The organism is Citrobacter sp. RHBSTW-01044 (assembly GCF_013781945.1).
Lineage (GTDB): Bacteria > Pseudomonadota > Gammaproteobacteria > Enterobacterales > Enterobacteriaceae > Citrobacter > Citrobacter braakii.
In genome coordinates, this window is record NZ_CP056180.1 from 1,392,227 (window position 1) to 1,408,296 (window position 16,070).

General features: G+C 50.5%; 16 protein-coding genes. 13 read left to right on the plus strand and 3 right to left on the minus strand.

Translation table 11 applies throughout. From position 1 onward, the window contains the following. Window positions 1-30: 30 nt before the first annotated feature. Window positions 31-1,083 (plus strand): HTH-type transcriptional regulator EutR, encoded by a 1,053-nt coding sequence (gene eutR / locus HV352_RS06610; protein ID WP_019077354.1) that lies wholly within the window; start codon window positions 31-33, stop codon window positions 1,081-1,083. Window positions 1,084-1,150: 67 nt separating this feature from the next. Here eutR and hemF read toward each other — a convergent pair whose 3' ends face one another. Further along, complete coding sequence (hemF, locus tag HV352_RS06615) at window positions 1,151-2,050, minus strand: oxygen-dependent coproporphyrinogen oxidase (RefSeq protein WP_016157099.1); 900 nt, start codon at window positions 2,048-2,050, stop codon at window positions 1,151-1,153. 2 nt (window positions 2,051-2,052) lie between these two features. Then, window positions 2,053-2,922, minus strand: a complete 870-nt coding sequence (gene amiA / locus HV352_RS06620) for an N-acetylmuramoyl-L-alanine amidase AmiA (RefSeq protein WP_016153942.1) — start codon at window positions 2,920-2,922, stop codon at window positions 2,053-2,055. Between the two features lie 211 nt (window positions 2,923-3,133). On the opposite strand from amiA, the gene HV352_RS06625 reads away from it, so the two are divergent. The 6 genes from HV352_RS06625 (at window position 3,134) to HV352_RS06650 (ending at window position 8,836) form a co-directional block, all read left to right on the plus strand. Next, a complete protein-coding gene (locus tag HV352_RS06625) occupies window positions 3,134-3,559 on the plus strand; it encodes a GNAT family acetyltransferase (protein ID WP_003038048.1) in 426 nt (141 codons plus the stop codon). After that, window positions 3,546-3,995 carry a DUF2919 domain-containing protein gene (locus tag HV352_RS06630; RefSeq protein WP_016157098.1) on the plus strand — a complete coding sequence of 150 codons (450 nt, stop codon included), beginning with the start codon at window positions 3,546-3,548 and terminating at the stop codon, window positions 3,993-3,995. The genes HV352_RS06625 and HV352_RS06630 overlap by 14 nt, the downstream gene beginning before the upstream one ends. Before the next feature lie 59 nt (window positions 3,996-4,054). Then, window positions 4,055-4,630 (plus strand): RpoE-regulated lipoprotein, encoded by a 576-nt coding sequence (locus HV352_RS06635; protein ID WP_016157097.1) that lies wholly within the window; start codon window positions 4,055-4,057, stop codon window positions 4,628-4,630. Between the two features lie 94 nt (window positions 4,631-4,724). Next, window positions 4,725-5,624: a porphyrinogen peroxidase gene (gene yfeX / locus HV352_RS06640; protein ID WP_016153939.1), complete on the plus strand. Its 900-nt coding sequence runs from the start codon at window positions 4,725-4,727 to the stop codon at window positions 5,622-5,624. Window positions 5,625-6,080: 456 nt separating this feature from the next. Next, window positions 6,081-7,457: an argininosuccinate lyase gene (gene argH / locus HV352_RS06645; protein ID WP_181635298.1), complete on the plus strand. Its 1,377-nt coding sequence runs from the start codon at window positions 6,081-6,083 to the stop codon at window positions 7,455-7,457. Between the two features lie 62 nt (window positions 7,458-7,519). Continuing rightward, a complete protein-coding gene (locus HV352_RS06650; protein ID WP_016153937.1) occupies window positions 7,520-8,836 on the plus strand; it encodes an anaerobic C4-dicarboxylate transporter family protein in 1,317 nt (438 codons plus the stop codon). Window positions 8,837-8,957: 121 nt separating this feature from the next. Here HV352_RS06650 and HV352_RS06655 read toward each other — a convergent pair whose 3' ends face one another. Continuing rightward, complete coding sequence (locus tag HV352_RS06655) at window positions 8,958-10,274, minus strand: anaerobic C4-dicarboxylate transporter family protein (protein WP_016153936.1); 1,317 nt, start codon at window positions 10,272-10,274, stop codon at window positions 8,958-8,960. 144 nt (window positions 10,275-10,418) lie between these two features. Here HV352_RS06655 and HV352_RS06660 point away from each other — a divergent pair, with 144 nt between their 5' ends. From HV352_RS06660 to cysA, 6 genes are all read left to right on the plus strand, one after another. Then, entirely contained in the window at window positions 10,419-11,075 is a 657-nt protein-coding gene (locus HV352_RS06660) for an FCD domain-containing protein (RefSeq protein WP_016153935.1), read from the plus strand. A gap of 174 nt (window positions 11,076-11,249) precedes the next feature. After that, window positions 11,250-12,041, plus strand: coding sequence for an SDR family oxidoreductase UcpA (gene ucpA / locus HV352_RS06665; RefSeq protein WP_016153934.1), 792 nt, complete (start codon window positions 11,250-11,252; stop codon window positions 12,039-12,041). Between the two features lie 156 nt (window positions 12,042-12,197). After that, window positions 12,198-13,214: a sulfate ABC transporter substrate-binding protein gene (locus HV352_RS06670; protein ID WP_016153933.1), complete on the plus strand. Its 1,017-nt coding sequence runs from the start codon at window positions 12,198-12,200 to the stop codon at window positions 13,212-13,214. Next, a complete protein-coding gene (cysT, locus tag HV352_RS06675) occupies window positions 13,215-14,048 on the plus strand; it encodes a sulfate/thiosulfate ABC transporter permease CysT (protein ID WP_003038061.1) in 834 nt (277 codons plus the stop codon). It abuts the gene before it with no gap. Further along, window positions 14,048-14,923, plus strand: coding sequence for a sulfate/thiosulfate ABC transporter permease CysW (gene cysW / locus HV352_RS06680; RefSeq protein ID WP_016153932.1), 876 nt, complete (start codon window positions 14,048-14,050; stop codon window positions 14,921-14,923). Before cysT ends, cysW begins: the two co-directional genes overlap by 1 nt. Then, the gene (gene cysA, locus HV352_RS06685; protein ID WP_053388613.1) at window positions 14,913-16,010 is read left to right on the plus strand and encodes a sulfate/thiosulfate ABC transporter ATP-binding protein CysA; all 1,098 of its coding nucleotides are present in this window, start codon (window positions 14,913-14,915) and stop codon (window positions 16,008-16,010) included. The genes cysW and cysA overlap by 11 nt, the downstream gene beginning before the upstream one ends. Window positions 16,011-16,070 lie beyond the last annotated feature (60 nt).

Genomic DNA, 16,070 nt, shown 5'->3' on the forward strand with positions numbered 1-16,070 from the left:
GCTTCGTTGAAGCTTCCGGCTTAAAAGATCATGAAAAAGAACCGTACTGCAAACCTGCACCATCTTTATCATGAAGCATTACCCGAAGACGTTAAACTTACGCCGAAAGTGGAGGTGGACAACGTTCACCAGCGGCGAACAACGGATGTGTATGAGCATGCGCTGACGATTACCGCATGGCAGCAGATCTACGACCAGTTGCATCCGGGAAAATTTCATGGCGAGTTCACGGAAATCCTGCTCGATGATATTCAGGTGTTCCGTGAATACACCGGACTGGCGTTGCGTCAGTCGTGTCTTGTCTGGCCGAATTCTTTCTGGTTTGGTATTCCGGCCACGCGCGGCGAACAGGGATTTATTGGCACCCAGTGTCTGGGGAACGCTGAAATTGCCACCCGCCCTGGCGGGACAGAGTTTGAACTGAGTACGCCGGATGATTACACCATTCTGGGTGTCGTCATTTCGGAAGAGGCGATTGCCCGTCAGGCCAACTTCCTGCATAACCCGGAAAGAGTGCTGCATATGCTGCGCAACCAGTCGGCGCTGGAAGTGAAAGAACAACACAAAGCCGCGTTATGGGGCTTTGTGCAGCAGGCGCTGGCGACGTTTAGCGAAAATCCGGAAAACCTCCATCAACCTGCGGTACGCAAAGTGCTGGGCGATAACCTGCTGCTGGCGATGGGCACTATGTTGGAGGAGGCGCAGCCGATTATCACGGCTGAGAGCATCAGCCATCAGAGCTATCGTCGCCTGCTGTCGCGTGCGCGGGAATATGTGCTGGAAAATATGTCAGAACCGCTGACTGTGCTCGATCTGTGTAATCAACTGCACGTCAGCCGCCGGACGTTGCAAAACGCCTTTCACGCGATCCTTGGTATCGGTCCGAATGCCTGGTTAAAACGCATTCGCCTGAACGCCGTACGTCGCGAGCTGATAAGCCCGTGGTCGCAGAGTACGACGGTGAAAGACGCCGCCATGCAGTGGGGGTTCTGGCATTTAGGGCAGTTTGCCACTGACTACCAGCAGCTGTTTGCGGAAAAACCTTCATTGACGCTGCATCAGCGCATGCGCCAGTGGGCATGATGCGATGAATGTGCCGGATGTGACGCAAATGCGTTTTATCCGGCCTGGGGGCTGGTATTGTCTGGGGTTACACCCAGTCGCGAACCTGAATAAACGCGCTAAGGGCGGCTTCCGGGCTGTTCGCTTCCGGCTGCCAGTCATACTCCCAGCGCACCAGCGGCGGCATCGACATCAGAATCGATTCCGTACGGCCGCCGGTCTGCAGACCGAATAACGTGCCGCGATCCCACACCAGGTTAAATTCCACATAGCGTCCGCGACGGTAAAGCTGAAAATTGCGTTCACGTTCGCCCCAGCTCATTGCTTTGCGGCGCTCAACGATGGGCAGATACGCTTCGGTATAGCCTTGACCTACCGCCTGCATAAAGGCGAAGCTGTGGTCGAAATCCGGCGTATTCAAATCATCGAAAAACAGCCCGCCAATGCCGCGCTGTTCGTTGCGATGCTTGAGGAAGAAGTAGTCATCGCACCACTTCTTGTAACGGGGATAAACGTCTTCGCCGAACGGCTGGCACAGATCTCGCGCCGTGCGGTGCCAGTGAACCGCATCCTCATCAAAGCCGTAGTAGGGCGTTAAGTCAAAGCCGCCGCCAAACCACCAGACCGGGTCAGTGCCCGGTTTTTCCGCGATAAAAAATCGCACGTTGGCATGACTGGTCGGAATGTAGGGATTCTGCGGATGTACCACCAGCGAGACGCCCATGGCCTCAAAGCTGCGTCCCGCAAGCTCGGGGCGATGGGCGGTAGCCGAGGCCGGCATTGCCTCGCCGTGAACGTGGGAGAAGTTGACGCCCGCTTGCTCGAAAATACCGCCGTTACGCAGCACCCGGCTGCGCCCGCCACCGCCTGCTTCACGTTGCCAGTTATCCTCAACAAACTCGGCGCCGTCTACGGCGGATAACTGCTGGCAAATATCATCTTGCAGGCTGAGCAGGAACTGTTTTACGCGCTGTGCATCGGGCTTCATGGTTAACGTTTCTTCGAGTGTGCTTTCTGGTTATCAAACCAGTGGAAATAGCTGATGATGCCATTGGCGATAGCGGTGGCGATTTTCTGGCGAAATGCCGCCGTACCCAGCAGACGTTCTTCTTCCGGGTTGGTAATGAACGAGGTTTCGACCAGTACCGACGGAATTGATGGTGATTTTAGCACCACGAAGGCGGCTTGTTCCGTGCTGCGGCTGTGAAGACGGTGTACCGGCTTGATCTTCTTGAGAATATGCGAGCCTAACGTCAGGCTGTTTTTAATGGTATCCGTTTGCACCAGATCGAACAGCACCTGCTGCAGCAAATGGTCTTTATCGGTGGTCTTCTTCCCGGCCACTTCATCGGCCCGGTTTTCACGATCGGACAGATACTTCGCCATGGCGCTACTGGCACCGCGATTGGACAACGCAAAGACCGACGCACCTGCAGCGCTCGGATTGGTAAAACCATCGGCGTGGATCGACATGAACAGGTCCGCGCCATGCTTATGTGCGATCTCGACGCGATCGTAAAGCGGAATAAATGTATCGCCGGAGCGCGTCAGGCGCGCATCAATCCCCTGGTTGCGTAGAATCGAGCGCACGTTTTTGGCAATCGCCAGTACCACGTGCTTTTCCTTCGACCCATTGCGACCAATTGCGCCGGTATCAATCCCTCCGTGACCCGGATCAAGGACAACAACGCGCTTAGCGCCGGCTTTTTTCGCTTTCGGTTTGCTGTGTCCATTGCTGGTCTTAAGCGCTTCTTCTTTAGCGATGGCTTGCGACATGCCTGACAGCGTTAGGGCGGCCAGCCCGGCTTTCAACACCTGGCGGCGCGATGTGAGTGTTTTTAGTGGTTTAAAAGTGCTCATACGGCCTGAGTTGTAAAAAAAGGTTCTAAACGTTATATCGTATCGCGTTGTCCGTTGCGACGGATCGGGATAAGAATTGTTTTACTTTTCATTTCAATACGTGACAATTCCGTATTATGCCATTTTTTCCGCCGCTTCGCGTCAGATATTGGCTAAATCAGCCGTTCGCGCCATAATCGCTTTTTAACGTCCTGAAAAGGTACCCAATACCATGGAAATACGCGTTTTTCGCCAGGAAGATTTCGAAGAGGTGATCACCCTCTGGGAGCGCTGTGATTTGCTGCGTCCATGGAACGACCCTGAAATGGACATTGAGCGTAAAGTCAATCATGACGTCAGCTTGTTCCTGGTCGCTGAAGTGAATGGCGAGGTGGTCGGTACGGTGATGGGCGGATATGACGGGCATCGCGGCTCGGCCTATTACCTGGGCGTGCATCCTGAGTTTCGCGGTCGCGGCATTGCCAATGCGCTGCTCAACCGGCTGGAGAAAAAGCTCATTGCTCGCGGTTGTCCGAAGATTCAAATCATGGTGCGTGACGATAATGACGTCGTACAGGGTATGTATGAACGTCTGGGCTATGAACATGCGGATGTACTCAATCTGGGCAAGCGTTTGATCGAAGATGAAGAGTACTGAGTTTCATCCGGCCGACTATGACGCTCATGGGCGTCTGCGCCTGCCTTTTCTCTTCTGGTGCGTGCTGCTGCTGCAGGCGCGCACCTGGGTTCTGTTTGTGATTGCCGGTTCTTCCCGCGAGCAGGGCAACACGCTGCTGAATCTGTTTTATCCCGATCACGACGCTTTCTGGCTGGGTTTGCTTCCCGGCGTTCCTGCGGTATTGGCATTTTTACTCAGCGGGCGACGCTTTGCGTTTCCGGTGGTATGGCGCTGGCTGCGAGGATTACTGATCCTCGCTCAACTGGTGCTACTGTGCTGGCAGCCGGTGATGTGGCTGGCAGGCGATCCGGTCAACGGCGTCGGGCTGGCGCTGCTGGTGGCGGATGTCGTTGCGCTGATCTGGCTGTTAACTAATCAACGTCTGCGCGCCTGTTTTTCCCTCGAGAAAGAATAACGGCACTTTTTGGCGAAACCGGACTCCAAGCAACGTTGATAAATAAGGAAGGAAGTGAAATGAAATCACTGCGTTTGACTTTATGCGCGATGCCGCTGCTATTGACCGGGTGTTCAACGTTGTCATCGGTGAACTGGTCTGCCGCCAATCCGTGGAACTGGTTTGGTTCTTCAACGCAGGTCACTGAGCAGGGCGTCGGAGCGTTGACTGGCGCAACCCCGCTGGATGAAAAAAACATTGCTGATGCGCTGGACGGTGATTACCGCCTGCGTAGCGGGATGAAGACCGATAACGGTAATGTGGTGCGCTTTTATGAAGCGATGAAAGATGACAAGCTGGCGATGGTCATCAATGGCAATCAGGGAACGATTAGCCGTATTGATGTAGTCGACAGCGATATTCCCTCTTCTGCGGGTGTCGAAATCGGTACACCGTTTAGCGACCTTTACACTAAAGCCTTTGGTAATTGTCAGAAGGCGACTGGCGATGACAGCGCGGGCGTTGAATGCAAAGCTGAGGGAAGTCAACATATTAGCTACGTCTTTTCCGGTGAGTGGAGCGGGCCTGAGGGCTTAATGCCGTCTGACGATACGTTGAAAGCATGGAAAGTAAGCAAAATTATCTGGCGGCGTTAATTTGCGTCTGAACAAATCGGCTTGTTAAAAAAACAGGTAGAATAGCGCCTATCAATGCCACGATGTCGTGGCATCTTTTTTTTCAGGAGGAACAATGTCTCAGGTTCAGAGTGGCATTTTGCCAGAACATTGCCGTGCGGCGATTTGGATTGAAGCCAATGTTAAAGGCGACGTTGAGGCCCTGCGTGGGGCCAGCAAAACCTTCGCCGATAAGCTGGCGACCTTTGAAGCGAAGTTCCCGGATGCGCATCTGGGCGCGGTTGTTGCTTTTGGCAACAACACCTGGCGTACACTGAGCGGCGGCGTTGGCGCAGAAGAGTTAAAAGACTTTATCCCTTACGGTAAAGGTCTTGCGCCAGCCACCCAGTATGATGTGCTGATTCATATTCTCTCTTTGCGTCATGACGTGAATTTCTCCGTTGCACAGGCGGCAATGGAAGCCTTTGGCGACTGTATTGAAGTCAAAGAAGAGATCCACGGTTTCCGTTGGGTTGAAGAGCGCGATCTCAGCGGCTTTGTTGACGGAACGGAAAACCCGGCAGGCGTTGAAACGCGCCGTGAAGTCGCGGTTATTAAAGATGGCGTGGATGCTGGTGGCAGCTATGTGTTTGTGCAGCGTTGGGAACATAACCTGAAGCAGCTTAACCGCATGAGCATTCATGACCAGGAAATGATGATTGGGCGTACCAAGGAAGCCAACGAAGAGATCGACGGTGATGACCGTCCGGTTACTTCTCACCTGAGCCGCGTCGATCTCAAAGAAGATGGTAAAGGACTGAAAATTGTGCGCCAGAGCCTGCCATACGGCACCGCCAGCGGTACGCACGGCCTCTATTTCTGTGCCTATTGCGCCCGTTTGCACAACATCGAGCAGCAACTGCTGAGCATGTTTGGCGACACTGACGGCAAGCGCGACGCGATGCTGCGCTTCACTAAACCGGTGACCGGCGGCTATTATTTCGCGCCATCGCTGGATCGTTTGCTGGCCCTGTGATTTTTTTATGCCAGATGGCGCTGATGCCGCCATCTGGCACAATATAGCTCTCCCCCGAATCACCCAACGTCCGCTATGCTGATGATGCACTCGCGTTGACGCTCATCCTGAAAAATCACCTCCCACGTTCATTATTATTTACCTGCCAGTTTCTCGGTTATGACAACGGTATTAAATGGAATTATTTAGAATTAATAAACTATTAATACCAATTTATTACTTTAAAAATTCTGAATATATCTGAATTAAATCACAATTTAAATGTGAGGAAGATCAGGTTTTTTAATGCAATTTATGAAAACAAAATAAGTAATAAGTGTAATTAATTCCGCTATAAATTGATTTAATGCCTTCATTTGTTGACAATTAAAATGACTGTCTTGTAATCTGAAAATGACCGAAAAATAACGGAATTTATATTTAACCATTTTGCAACAAAGGGTCATTGGAGGTTTTATGTCTACAAAATTATGGGGTGGGCGTTTTGATATGCCTACAAATAAACTGGTCGAATCTTATAATGCGACAATTATGCTGGAACAACGTCTCTGCCCTTTTGATATTCAGGGGAGTATTGCTCACGCCACTATGTTGGGCCGTCAGGGGATTATCACGCAGGATGAAGCGAATGCGATTATTGGCGGGTTAAGGCAAGTTAATAAAGAGATTGAGGACGGGCAATTCGTTTTTGATACCGTTGATGAAGATATTCATATGGCGATAGAAAGACGTATGACAGAAATAATTGGTCCTGTTGGCGGGAAGCTACATACTGGCCGCAGTCGTAATGACCAGACGACTGTCGATTCGAAAATGCACATGAGATCGACTATTCGTGAAATTCAGCAGGATATCGTTCATCTACAAAAAGTTATTATCAGCAAGGCTGAAAATAACATTAATGCGATCATGCCTGGCTATACTCATTTACAGACCGGTCAGCCTATTCTTCTGTCGCACTGGATAATGGCATATTATTGGATGTTACGCCGTGACTGGACTCGTTTTGCAGACCTTTATCAACGCATGGGGGAATGCCCTTTAGGTTCAGCAGCCCTTGCCGGTACTACTTTCCCCATTGATCGTGATTTCACGGCTAAAGAGCTTGGCTTTGACAAACCGACTGAAAACAGTATTGATTCTGTCAGCGATCGTGACCATATGGTTGAATTCACTGCCGCCGCTGCTATGTGCTTTATGCATCTTACCCGTTTGTCAGAAGAACTGGTTTTATTCTCAAGTCAGGATTTTAAGTTTATCGAGCTTTCAGATGATTTCTGTACCGGTTCCAGCATCATGCCACAGAAGAAAAACCCCGACGTGGCTGAAAAAATGCGCGGCAAAGGGGGGCGTATGTACGGAAATCTAATGGCGATGTTGACCATTATGAAAGGTATCCCTCTGGCCTATAATACTGATATGAGTGAGGATAAAGAGCAGGTCTATGACTCTATGGATACCTTACAGACCAGTCTGAAAATTATGGCGCCGATGCTCGAAAAAATGGTTATTCTTTCAGATAATACTCGCAGCGCAGCGGCAAGAGGATTTTCAAACGCAACCGATATGGCTGACTACCTGGTTCGTAAAGGCATTCCTTTTAGAGAAGCTCACCATATTGTTGGCAGTGCTGTTAATTACTGTATAAAACATAGAAAAATGTTGGAAGAGCTTACCCCGGATGAATTCCACACATTTGATGATAAAATCGAAAATGATATTTATGAGAGTATATCTCTCGAAGCATGTATTAAATCAAGAATGTCTTATGGTGGCACAGGGACTGATGCTGTTAAAAAACAGATCGAAATTGCTAAATCATATTTAAACTAATCCCAAGCATAGTAATTAATATCTCCCGGATGCAATATCCGGGAGACGCTTTGAGGTGAAAAATGGATGCTTTGTTTTTTATACAATTATTTATTGTACTCGCCTGTATTGGTATAGGTGGACGTTATGGCGGAATGGGGCTGGGTGCTGGTGGAGGACTTGGTGTTGCAATATTAGTTCTGGGTTTTGGACTAAAACCCTCCGCACCATCTATTACTGCAATGCTAATTATTATTTGTGTGATTGGCGCTGTCAGCGTATTACAGGCCGCTGGTGGGCTTGATTACCTGGTGCGCGTGGCTGAAAAATTACTCCGTAAAAAACCACAGGCAATTACTTTTGTTGCCCCCATATTAACTTCTATATTTACGCTATTCTGTGGGACTACTTACGTTGCTTTCTCTTTGTATCCGGTTGTCGCTGAAGTTGCTGCTGAAGCAAAGGTCCGTCCGGAGCGAGCGTTGTCCGCAACGGTTATTGCGGCCAGTGTCGCGGTTGCTGCCAGTCCGATGAGTGCGGCAACCGCGGGGATGCTGGCTATTCTGCATGAATATGCCGGGATTAGCCTTGGGCAAATACTGACGATTGCTCTCCCATCATTCTTTATGGCAGCTATTGTTACCAGCTTTTCAGTTTATAAACGCGGAAAAGAGCTGGAGGATGATCCGGAATTCCAGAGGAGAGTTGCTGCTGGCGAATATGAGTTCATGCATACAGAGCAGAAAAAAGAATTTGTTGCTTCAGCTGGCGCTAAAAAAGGTGTCGTTATCTTTGCGATTGGTGTGGTACTGGTACTTATTTTAGGTTCTTTTACTGAGTTACTCCCTTCCTGGGATGGAAAAAGACTGTCAACCCCAATGGTTATTCAGATGGTCATGTTGACAGCCGCTTTGTTTATTATGATTGTCAGTAAAGTACCAAGTAGTACCTTGAATAGCGGCTCAGTCTTCCGTGCAGGTTTGATGGGAGTGGTAGCAATACTCGGTGTTTCATGGATGACGGCGACGTTTTTTGATGCCTATCAGCCAGAACTGATTAAGGTTTTTGGTGGCATTGTCAATGATGCACCAATGCTATTTGGTGTGGTTGTATTCTTGTTCTCGCTGGTCATTATGAGCCCGGCGGCGACGGTAGCTGCCATCATGCCACTCGGTGTTACTTTAGGTATTCCCGCCCCGTTTCTTATCGCTATTTTTGCTTGTACCTGTGGTGACTTTATTATACCTGGAGCAAATCAAATCGGCTGTGTTGCATTTGATCGAACAGGTACCACAAAGATTGGACGCTTTGTTGTCAACCATAGCTATATTCGTCCGGGCTTTGTGATGGTTATCTCCCAGGTAATTTTTGCTTATCTCATTGCTCAGGTTGTTCTGTAAAGTACATTCTATGGAAAATTGCAGTGGCGCTATTCAGAAGTGAGTAACAGGCATCCTCTCTGAATTCATTCAGGGGGGATGCCATGAAGAAAAGGTTTACCACAATTAAATTGCTCTCTCACTACATCAGCATTTTGGAAAAAAGGAAGCAAAAAAGAGTTGATGCTACAACGGTGACAAGACCAGGTAGCATGTAGCTGTGATTAACCACATACTTGCCAATTCGAGTTGTCCCGGTACGATCAAACGCCACACAGCCAATCTGTGCCCCCCCTGGAATAATGAATGATCCACAAGTCAGCGGGAGCAGGGCGACCAGGGTTTCTGCCGGATATCCCATTAACACGCCAGCGGGGAGTAGCGCTACAGCAGTCGCTGCGGGGCTATAAATTACGGCTGAAAGACCAAAAACAATAATGCCGAACAAAACTGGATTCTGAAAACCGTGGAAAGCCGTGTTAAATAATTCGTGCCATGCCTCAAAAAAGGAGTTCATCATCCATGACAGACCAAATATGGCGACAACACCCACAAGACCAGCTTTAAAAACAGAACCTGAATCGAGTTTTGACGGAGAAATTCGACATACCATCATAATAATACATGCTGTTGTCAGCATAACTATTTGCAGCGTGGTAGGGATACTCATACGCTCCATTCCGGTACCGTTATTCCACTCAGGACGTAATTCAGGAATTGAACCCATAAGTACGACCAGAATGATACCGGTAAGGAAAATCAGCAATCCTCTCTTCGCCTCTTTTGTCACTATATTGGCTGTTCGCTCTTCAGCTTTTACTGATTCAAACTCACCTTCAGCAACCCTGCGTTGGAATTCCGGATCATTTTTAAGCTCATGACCTCTTTTAAAGACGAACAGGCAGCCGACAACGCAGCCAAGGAACGTTCCGGGAACGGTGACTAACAAGATATCTAAAGCAGAGACATGTAATCCAGCAAGGACAGCAATTGTCCCTGTAACGACCGCACTGACCGGGCTGGCAATAAGCCCAAAATTGGCAGCGATTACTGACATCGACATGGCTCTCTCTGGCCGTACCCTGGCATCTGCTGCAATTTCAGCAATGACTGGATAAACCGAAAAGGCAACATATCCTGTTCCGCAGATAGCAGTAAAAAGGTAAGCGACTGCGGGGCCGAGGAAAGTGATCGCGCCAGGCCACTTTCTGAGGATCCGTTCTGCCATCGTAACGAATAAATCAAGCCCGCCAGCCGCCTGGAGGATTGTGATGCAAGTGATAACCGCAAGGATAATAGAAATAACAGTGAAAGGAGGTGAGTCGGGAGGGAGTCCAAAACCAAAAGTCAGGATAGCGAGTCCTAACCCGCCAGCAGCCCCCAGGCCAATCCCACCAAAACGCCCACCTATACCGATACATATAAGTACTATCGCAAACTGAGTTACGAATAACACCATAATTAATTCCTTTTTATTAACAAATGGCTTGGTATAATTTGAATAATAGGGGTTATAATCTTACCATAACAGTATATTAAGCAATCTAACTTATTAGATTATTTATACTCATCAGTTTTGCAGCACTTTAATCCGAGAGTGTTTATGGATAACAAAAACGAACTGTTTGAAAGTATTAAAAATTATCTGCTTGATGATGCTAACCGCAATGCTGATGGTCGCATTGAAACTGAAACTGAGCTTGCCGTTCGTTTTAATACATCAAGATATAAAGTTCGTCAGGCGCTCAGCACACTGGTGCAGATGGGAATGTTGGAACGATCTCCTCGTCGTGGCAGCGTCTTGAAGAATTTGGAACAGCACAACATAAATCACCAGTTGTTAATGCAGTTTGATTTGTCTGGGTTTGATATCACAGAATTTACAGAGGCAAGGATCCTGATTGAGTGCGCGATTATTCCTCTGGCAACGCGTAGAATTTTTCCGGCGATGCTCTCCAAACTTGAAAATGAGCTAAGGCTTATTGAAGAGAATGCGGATAACCCCCAGGTGGCCGATCGTCACGATAGAGATTTTCATTTGCTCTTGCTACAGGCGAGTGGCAACCGGGTGCTGCAGGTTTTCTCTGATGTCCTCATTACTTATTTTGAGAAAACAAGGGAGTCGTTACCTGCGAACGATCGTCAGTATTTTCTTGATACGGCGGCAAAACAGAGGGAAATACTGCTTCATATTAAAAAAGGGGATGCGCAGATGGCATCGGAGTTGATGAGAGCACATTTGCTGGAAAAACGGCTGTAAGTCTTCTGTTAACCTGGTCAGAGCATGTTTACCGTTGGGTCCCCGCAACGCCGGGGACTTTTTTTACCTGAGATTAACCTGATTTAGTGAGCTATTCCTCAGCACTTATTTGTTATTGCTGTATCTTCTGCGTGAATGAAGCGAATGCTTCATATTCAAAAGGAGAATATTGAAATGGGAAAACTCACGGGCAAAACAGCATTGATTACGGGCGCATCTCAGGGTATTGGCGAAGGGATCGCCAGAACATTTGCCCGCCATGGCGCGAACCTAATCCTGCTGGATATCTCCGATGAGATTGAAAAACTGGCGGATGAGTTGGCTGGGCGCGGGCACCGTTGCACCGCCGTTCACGCTGACGTCAGAGATTTTGCGTCGGTCACGGAAGCGGTAAAACGCGCGAAGAAGATTGAAGGCAAAATCGATATTCTGGTCAACAATGCGGGCGTATGTCGCCTCGGCAACTTCCTTGATATGAGCGATGAAGATCGCGATTTCCACATTGATATCAACATTAAAGGCGTCTGGAACGTGACGAAAGCCGTTCTGCCGGAGATGATTGCGCGCAAAGACGGGCGCATCGTGATGATGTCATCTGTGACCGGCGATATGGTTGCCGATCCGGGTGAAACGGCCTACGCGCTGTCGAAAGCCGCAATCATCGGTTTGACCAAATCTCTGGCGGTGGAATACGCGCAGTCCGGCATTCGCGTTAATGCCATTTGCCCGGGCTACGTTCGTACGCCGATGGCGGAAAATATCGCTCGTCAGTCTAATCCGGAGGATCCTGAATCCGTATTAGTCGAAATGGCAAAAGCGATCCCGATGCGCCGCTTGGCCTGCCCACTTGAGGTTGGTGAACTGGCGGCATTCCTGGCGTCGGATGAGTCCAGTTACTTAACTGGCACGCAAAACGTGATTGATGGCGGCAGCACCCTGCCTGAAAGCGTTAGCGTCGGCGTCTGATTGATGCCGGTCTCCTCCCCGTGCGCTGGGGAGGAGGTACCCTTATTCTCTTTTCAACTTTCAAATCATCAAACGGTATATAAAACCGTTACTCCTTTAGCACTGGTTATAAATATGATGACCATAAGAAAGTCATTAAATTTATAAGGGTGCGCAATGGCCGTTAACTTACTGAAAAAAAGAACCCTGACGCTGGCAGCAATGCTGCTGCTGGTGGGTCAGGCGCAGGCAACGGAGCTGCTGAACAGTTCATACGATGTCTCTCGCGAGCTGTTTGCCGCCCTTAACCCGCCGTTTGAACAGCAATGGGCGAAGGATAACGGCGGTGACAAACTGACGATTAAACAATCTCATGCCGGGTCATCAAAACAGGCGCTGGCGATTCTGCAGGGGCTGAAAGCCGATGTGGTGACCTATAACCAGGTGACCGATGTGCAGATCCTGCATGACAAAGGCAAGCTGATCCCGGCCGACTGGCAAAGTCGTCTGCCGAATAACAGTTCGCCATTCTATTCAACCATGGCGTTTTTGGTGCGTAAGGGTAACCCTAAGAATATCCACGAATGGAACGACCTGGTTCGCCCGGACGTGAAACTGATTTTCCCGAATCCGAAAACCTCCGGTAATGCGCGTTATACCTATCTGGCTGCGTGGGGTGCGGCAGATAAAGCGGATGGTGGGGATAAAGCCAAAACTGAACAGTTCATGACCCAGTTTCTGAAAAACGTGGAAGTGTTTGATACCGGCGGTCGCGGGGCAACCACCACATTCGTGGAACGCGGTCTGGGCGATGTGCTGATCACCTTTGAATCAGAAGTGAACAACATCCGTAAACAGTATGAAGACCAGGGCTTCGAAGTGGTGGTGCCGAAGGTCAACATTCTGGCGGAGTTCCCGGTGGCCTGGGTAGATAAAAATGTGCAGGCTAACGGTACTGAAAAAGCGGCAAAAGCGTACCTGAACTGGCTGTACAGCCCGCAGGCGCAAACCATCATTACCGATTTCTACTACCGCGTGAATAACCCGCAGGTGATGGACAAACTGCAGGATAAATTCCCGCAGACCGAACTTTTCCGCGTGGAAGACAGGTTTGGCTCGTGGCCTGAGGTAATGAAAACGCACTTTGTCAGCGGCGGTGAGTTGGACAAACTGTTGGCGGCGGGGCGTAAGTAAATGTTTGCTGTTTCTTCCCGACGCGTGCTGCCCGGCTTTACCTTAAGTTTGGGCACCAGCTTACTGTTTGTCTGCCTGATTTTGCTGCTGCCGCTTAGCGCGCTGGTGATGCAATTGGCGCAAATGAGCTGGGCGCAATACTGGGATGTGATTACCAACCCGCAGGTGGTGGCGGCTTATAAAGTGACGCTGCTGTCGGCGTTTGTGGCGTCGATTTTTAACGGCGTGTTTGGTTTGCTGATGGCGTGGATCTTAACCCGCTATCGCTTTCCGGGCCGTACGCTGCTGGATGCGCTGATGGATCTGCCGTTTGCGCTGCCTACGGCGGTAGCAGGTCTGACGCTGGCATCGCTGTTTTCGGTCAACGGTTTCTACGGCGAGTGGCTGGCGAAGCTGGATATTAAAGTGACCTACACCTGGCTTGGCATTGCGGTGGCGATGGCTTTTACCAGCATTCCATTCGTGGTGCGTACCGTGCAGCCGGTGCTGGAAGAGTTAGGTCCGGAGTATGAAGAAGCGGCGGAAACGCTCGGCGCTACGCGCTGGCAGAGCTTTCGTAAAGTGGTACTGCCGGAGCTGTCTCCCGCGCTAGTCGCGGGCGTTGCGCTCTCGTTTACCCGCAGCCTCGGTGAGTTTGGCGCGGTTATCTTTATCGCCGGAAACATCGCATGGAAAACGGAAGTGACCTCGCTGATGATTTTTGTTCGTTTGCAGGAGTTTGACTACCCGGCCGCCAGCGCGATTGCATCTGTGATCCTCGGGGCTTCGTTGCTGCTGCTGTTTTCAATTAACACCCTGCAAAGTCGCTTTGGTCGACGCGTGGTAGGTCACTGATGGCAGACATTACCCAATTGAAACGTTATGGCGCACCCCGCATCAACTGGGGGAAATGGTTTCTGATCGGCACGGGCATGCTGGTATCCGCATTTATTTTGCTGGTGCCGATGGTTTACATCTTCGTGCAGGCGTTCAGCAAGGGGTTGATGCCGGTATTACACAACCTGGCTGATCCGGACATGCTGCACGCCATCTGGCTGACGGTGCTGATTGCGCTGATTGCGGTGCCGGTAAACCTGGTGTTTGGCGTGTTACTGGCCTGGCTGGTGACCCGCTTTAACTTCCCTGGACGCCAGTTGTTGCTCACGTTACTGGATATTCCGTTTGCCGTTTCACCGGTGGTCGCCGGCCTGGTCTATCTGCTGTTTTACGGCTCTAACGGCCCGCTTGGCGGATGGCTGGATGAACACAACCTGCAAATTATGTTTGCCTGGCCGGGAATGGTGCTGGTGACGGTGTTCGTGACCTGTCCGTTTGTGGTGCGCGAACTGGTGCCGGTGATGTTAAGCCAGGGCAGCCATGAAGATGAGGCGGCGGTTCTGCTTGGCGCATCCGGCTGGCAAATGTTCCGTCGCGTTACGCTGCCGAATATCCGTTGGGCATTGCTGTACGGCGTGGTGCTGACCAACGCCCGTGCGATTGGCGAGTTCGGCGCGGTATCGGTGGTTTCTGGCTCGATTCGCGGTGAAACCTTGTCTTTGCCGCTACAGATTGAATTACTGGAGCAGGACTACAACACTGTCGGCTCCTTTACCGCCGCGGCGCTATTAACGCTGATGGCGATTATTACCCTGTTTTTGAAGAGCATGTTGCAATGGCGCCTGGAAAACCAGGAGAAGCGCGCGCAGCAGGAGGAAAATCATGAGCATTGAGATTGCCAATATTAAGAAGTCTTTTGGTCGCACCCAGGTGCTGAACGATATCTCGCTGGATATTCCTTCAGGTCAGATGGTCGCCCTGTTGGGGCCTTCCGGATCGGGCAAAACTACGCTGCTGCGCATCATCGCCGGGCTGGAGCATCAGTCCAGCGGGCATATCCGTTTCCACGGCACTGACGTCAGTCGTTTGCACGCCCGCGACCGTAAGGTGGGGTTCGTGTTTCAGCACTATGCGCTGTTTCGTCATATGACCGTTTTCGACAATATCGCTTTTGGTCTGACTGTTCTGCCACGGCGTGAGCGCCCTAATGCGGCAACGATCAAAGCAAAAGTGACCAAACTGCTGGAGATGGTTCAACTGGCTCATCTGGCGGACCGTTTCCCGGCACAGCTTTCCGGTGGGCAAAAGCAGCGCGTGGCGTTGGCGCGTGCGCTGGCGGTAGAGCCGCAGATCTTGTTGCTCGACGAGCCGTTTGGCGCGCTCGATGCTCAGGTGCGTAAAGAACTGCGTCGCTGGCTGCGTCAGTTGCATGAAGAGCTGAAGTTCACCAGCGTGTTTGTTACCCACGATCAGGAAGAAGCGACGGAAGTCGCAGACCGCGTGGTGGTGATGAGCCAGGGTCATATCGAGCAGGCCGATGCGCCCGATCAGGTATGGCGCGAACCGGCTACCCGTTTTGTCCTGGAATTTATGGGTGAAGTTAACCGCCTGCAAGGGACGATTCGCGGTGGACAATTCCACGTGGGCGCACATCGCTGGCCGTTGGGCTATACGCCTGGCTATCAGGGCCCGGTGGATCTGTTCCTGCGTCCGTGGGAAGTGGACGTCAGCCGCCGTACCAGTCTGGATTCGCCGTTGCCGGTACAGGTGCTGGAAGCCAGCCCGAAAGGACACTACACCCAATTAGTTGTGCAACCCTTGGGGTGGTATAACGAACCGCTGACGGTGGTTATGCAGGGCGATGATTCTCCGAACCGCGGCGAACGTCTGTTTGTTGGGCTGCAAAATGCGCGTTTGTATAATGGCGACCAGCGTATTGAAACGCGTGAAGAGGAACTTGCCCTGGCGCAAAGTGCCTGATAGGTTAATTCGTATAGTTATCATCCGGTGGCGCTGCGCTTACCGGGCTTAACGGGTGGT

What these genes read in the sequence shown, in the direction of transcription:
- cysT (WP_003038061.1), top strand. Translation starts at nt 13,215, where the DNA reads ATGTTTGCTGTTTCTTCCCGACGCGTGCTGCCCGGCTTTACCTTAAGT.
- amiA (WP_016153942.1), bottom strand. Translation starts at nt 2,922, where the DNA reads ATGAGCACTTTTAAACCACTAAAAACACTCACATCGCGCCGCCAGGTG.
- HV352_RS06630 (WP_016157098.1), top strand. Translation starts at nt 3,546, where the DNA reads ATGAAGAGTACTGAGTTTCATCCGGCCGACTATGACGCTCATGGGCGT.
- ucpA (WP_016153934.1), top strand. Translation starts at nt 11,250, where the DNA reads ATGGGAAAACTCACGGGCAAAACAGCATTGATTACGGGCGCATCTCAG.
- HV352_RS06670 (WP_016153933.1), top strand. Translation starts at nt 12,198, where the DNA reads ATGGCCGTTAACTTACTGAAAAAAAGAACCCTGACGCTGGCAGCAATG.
- cysW (WP_016153932.1), top strand. Translation starts at nt 14,048, where the DNA reads ATGGCAGACATTACCCAATTGAAACGTTATGGCGCACCCCGCATCAAC.
- HV352_RS06635 (WP_016157097.1), top strand. Translation starts at nt 4,055, where the DNA reads ATGAAATCACTGCGTTTGACTTTATGCGCGATGCCGCTGCTATTGACC.
- eutR (WP_019077354.1), top strand. Translation starts at nt 31, where the DNA reads ATGAAAAAGAACCGTACTGCAAACCTGCACCATCTTTATCATGAAGCA.
- HV352_RS06625 (WP_003038048.1), top strand. Translation starts at nt 3,134, where the DNA reads ATGGAAATACGCGTTTTTCGCCAGGAAGATTTCGAAGAGGTGATCACC.
- hemF (WP_016157099.1), bottom strand. Translation starts at nt 2,050, where the DNA reads ATGAAGCCCGATGCACAGCGCGTAAAACAGTTCCTGCTCAGCCTGCAA.
- cysA (WP_053388613.1), top strand. Translation starts at nt 14,913, where the DNA reads ATGAGCATTGAGATTGCCAATATTAAGAAGTCTTTTGGTCGCACCCAG.
- yfeX (WP_016153939.1), top strand. Translation starts at nt 4,725, where the DNA reads ATGTCTCAGGTTCAGAGTGGCATTTTGCCAGAACATTGCCGTGCGGCG.
- HV352_RS06660 (WP_016153935.1), top strand. Translation starts at nt 10,419, where the DNA reads ATGGATAACAAAAACGAACTGTTTGAAAGTATTAAAAATTATCTGCTT.
- argH (WP_181635298.1), top strand. Translation starts at nt 6,081, where the DNA reads ATGTCTACAAAATTATGGGGTGGGCGTTTTGATATGCCTACAAATAAA.
- HV352_RS06650 (WP_016153937.1), top strand. Translation starts at nt 7,520, where the DNA reads ATGGATGCTTTGTTTTTTATACAATTATTTATTGTACTCGCCTGTATT.
- HV352_RS06655 (WP_016153936.1), bottom strand. Translation starts at nt 10,274, where the DNA reads ATGGTGTTATTCGTAACTCAGTTTGCGATAGTACTTATATGTATCGGT.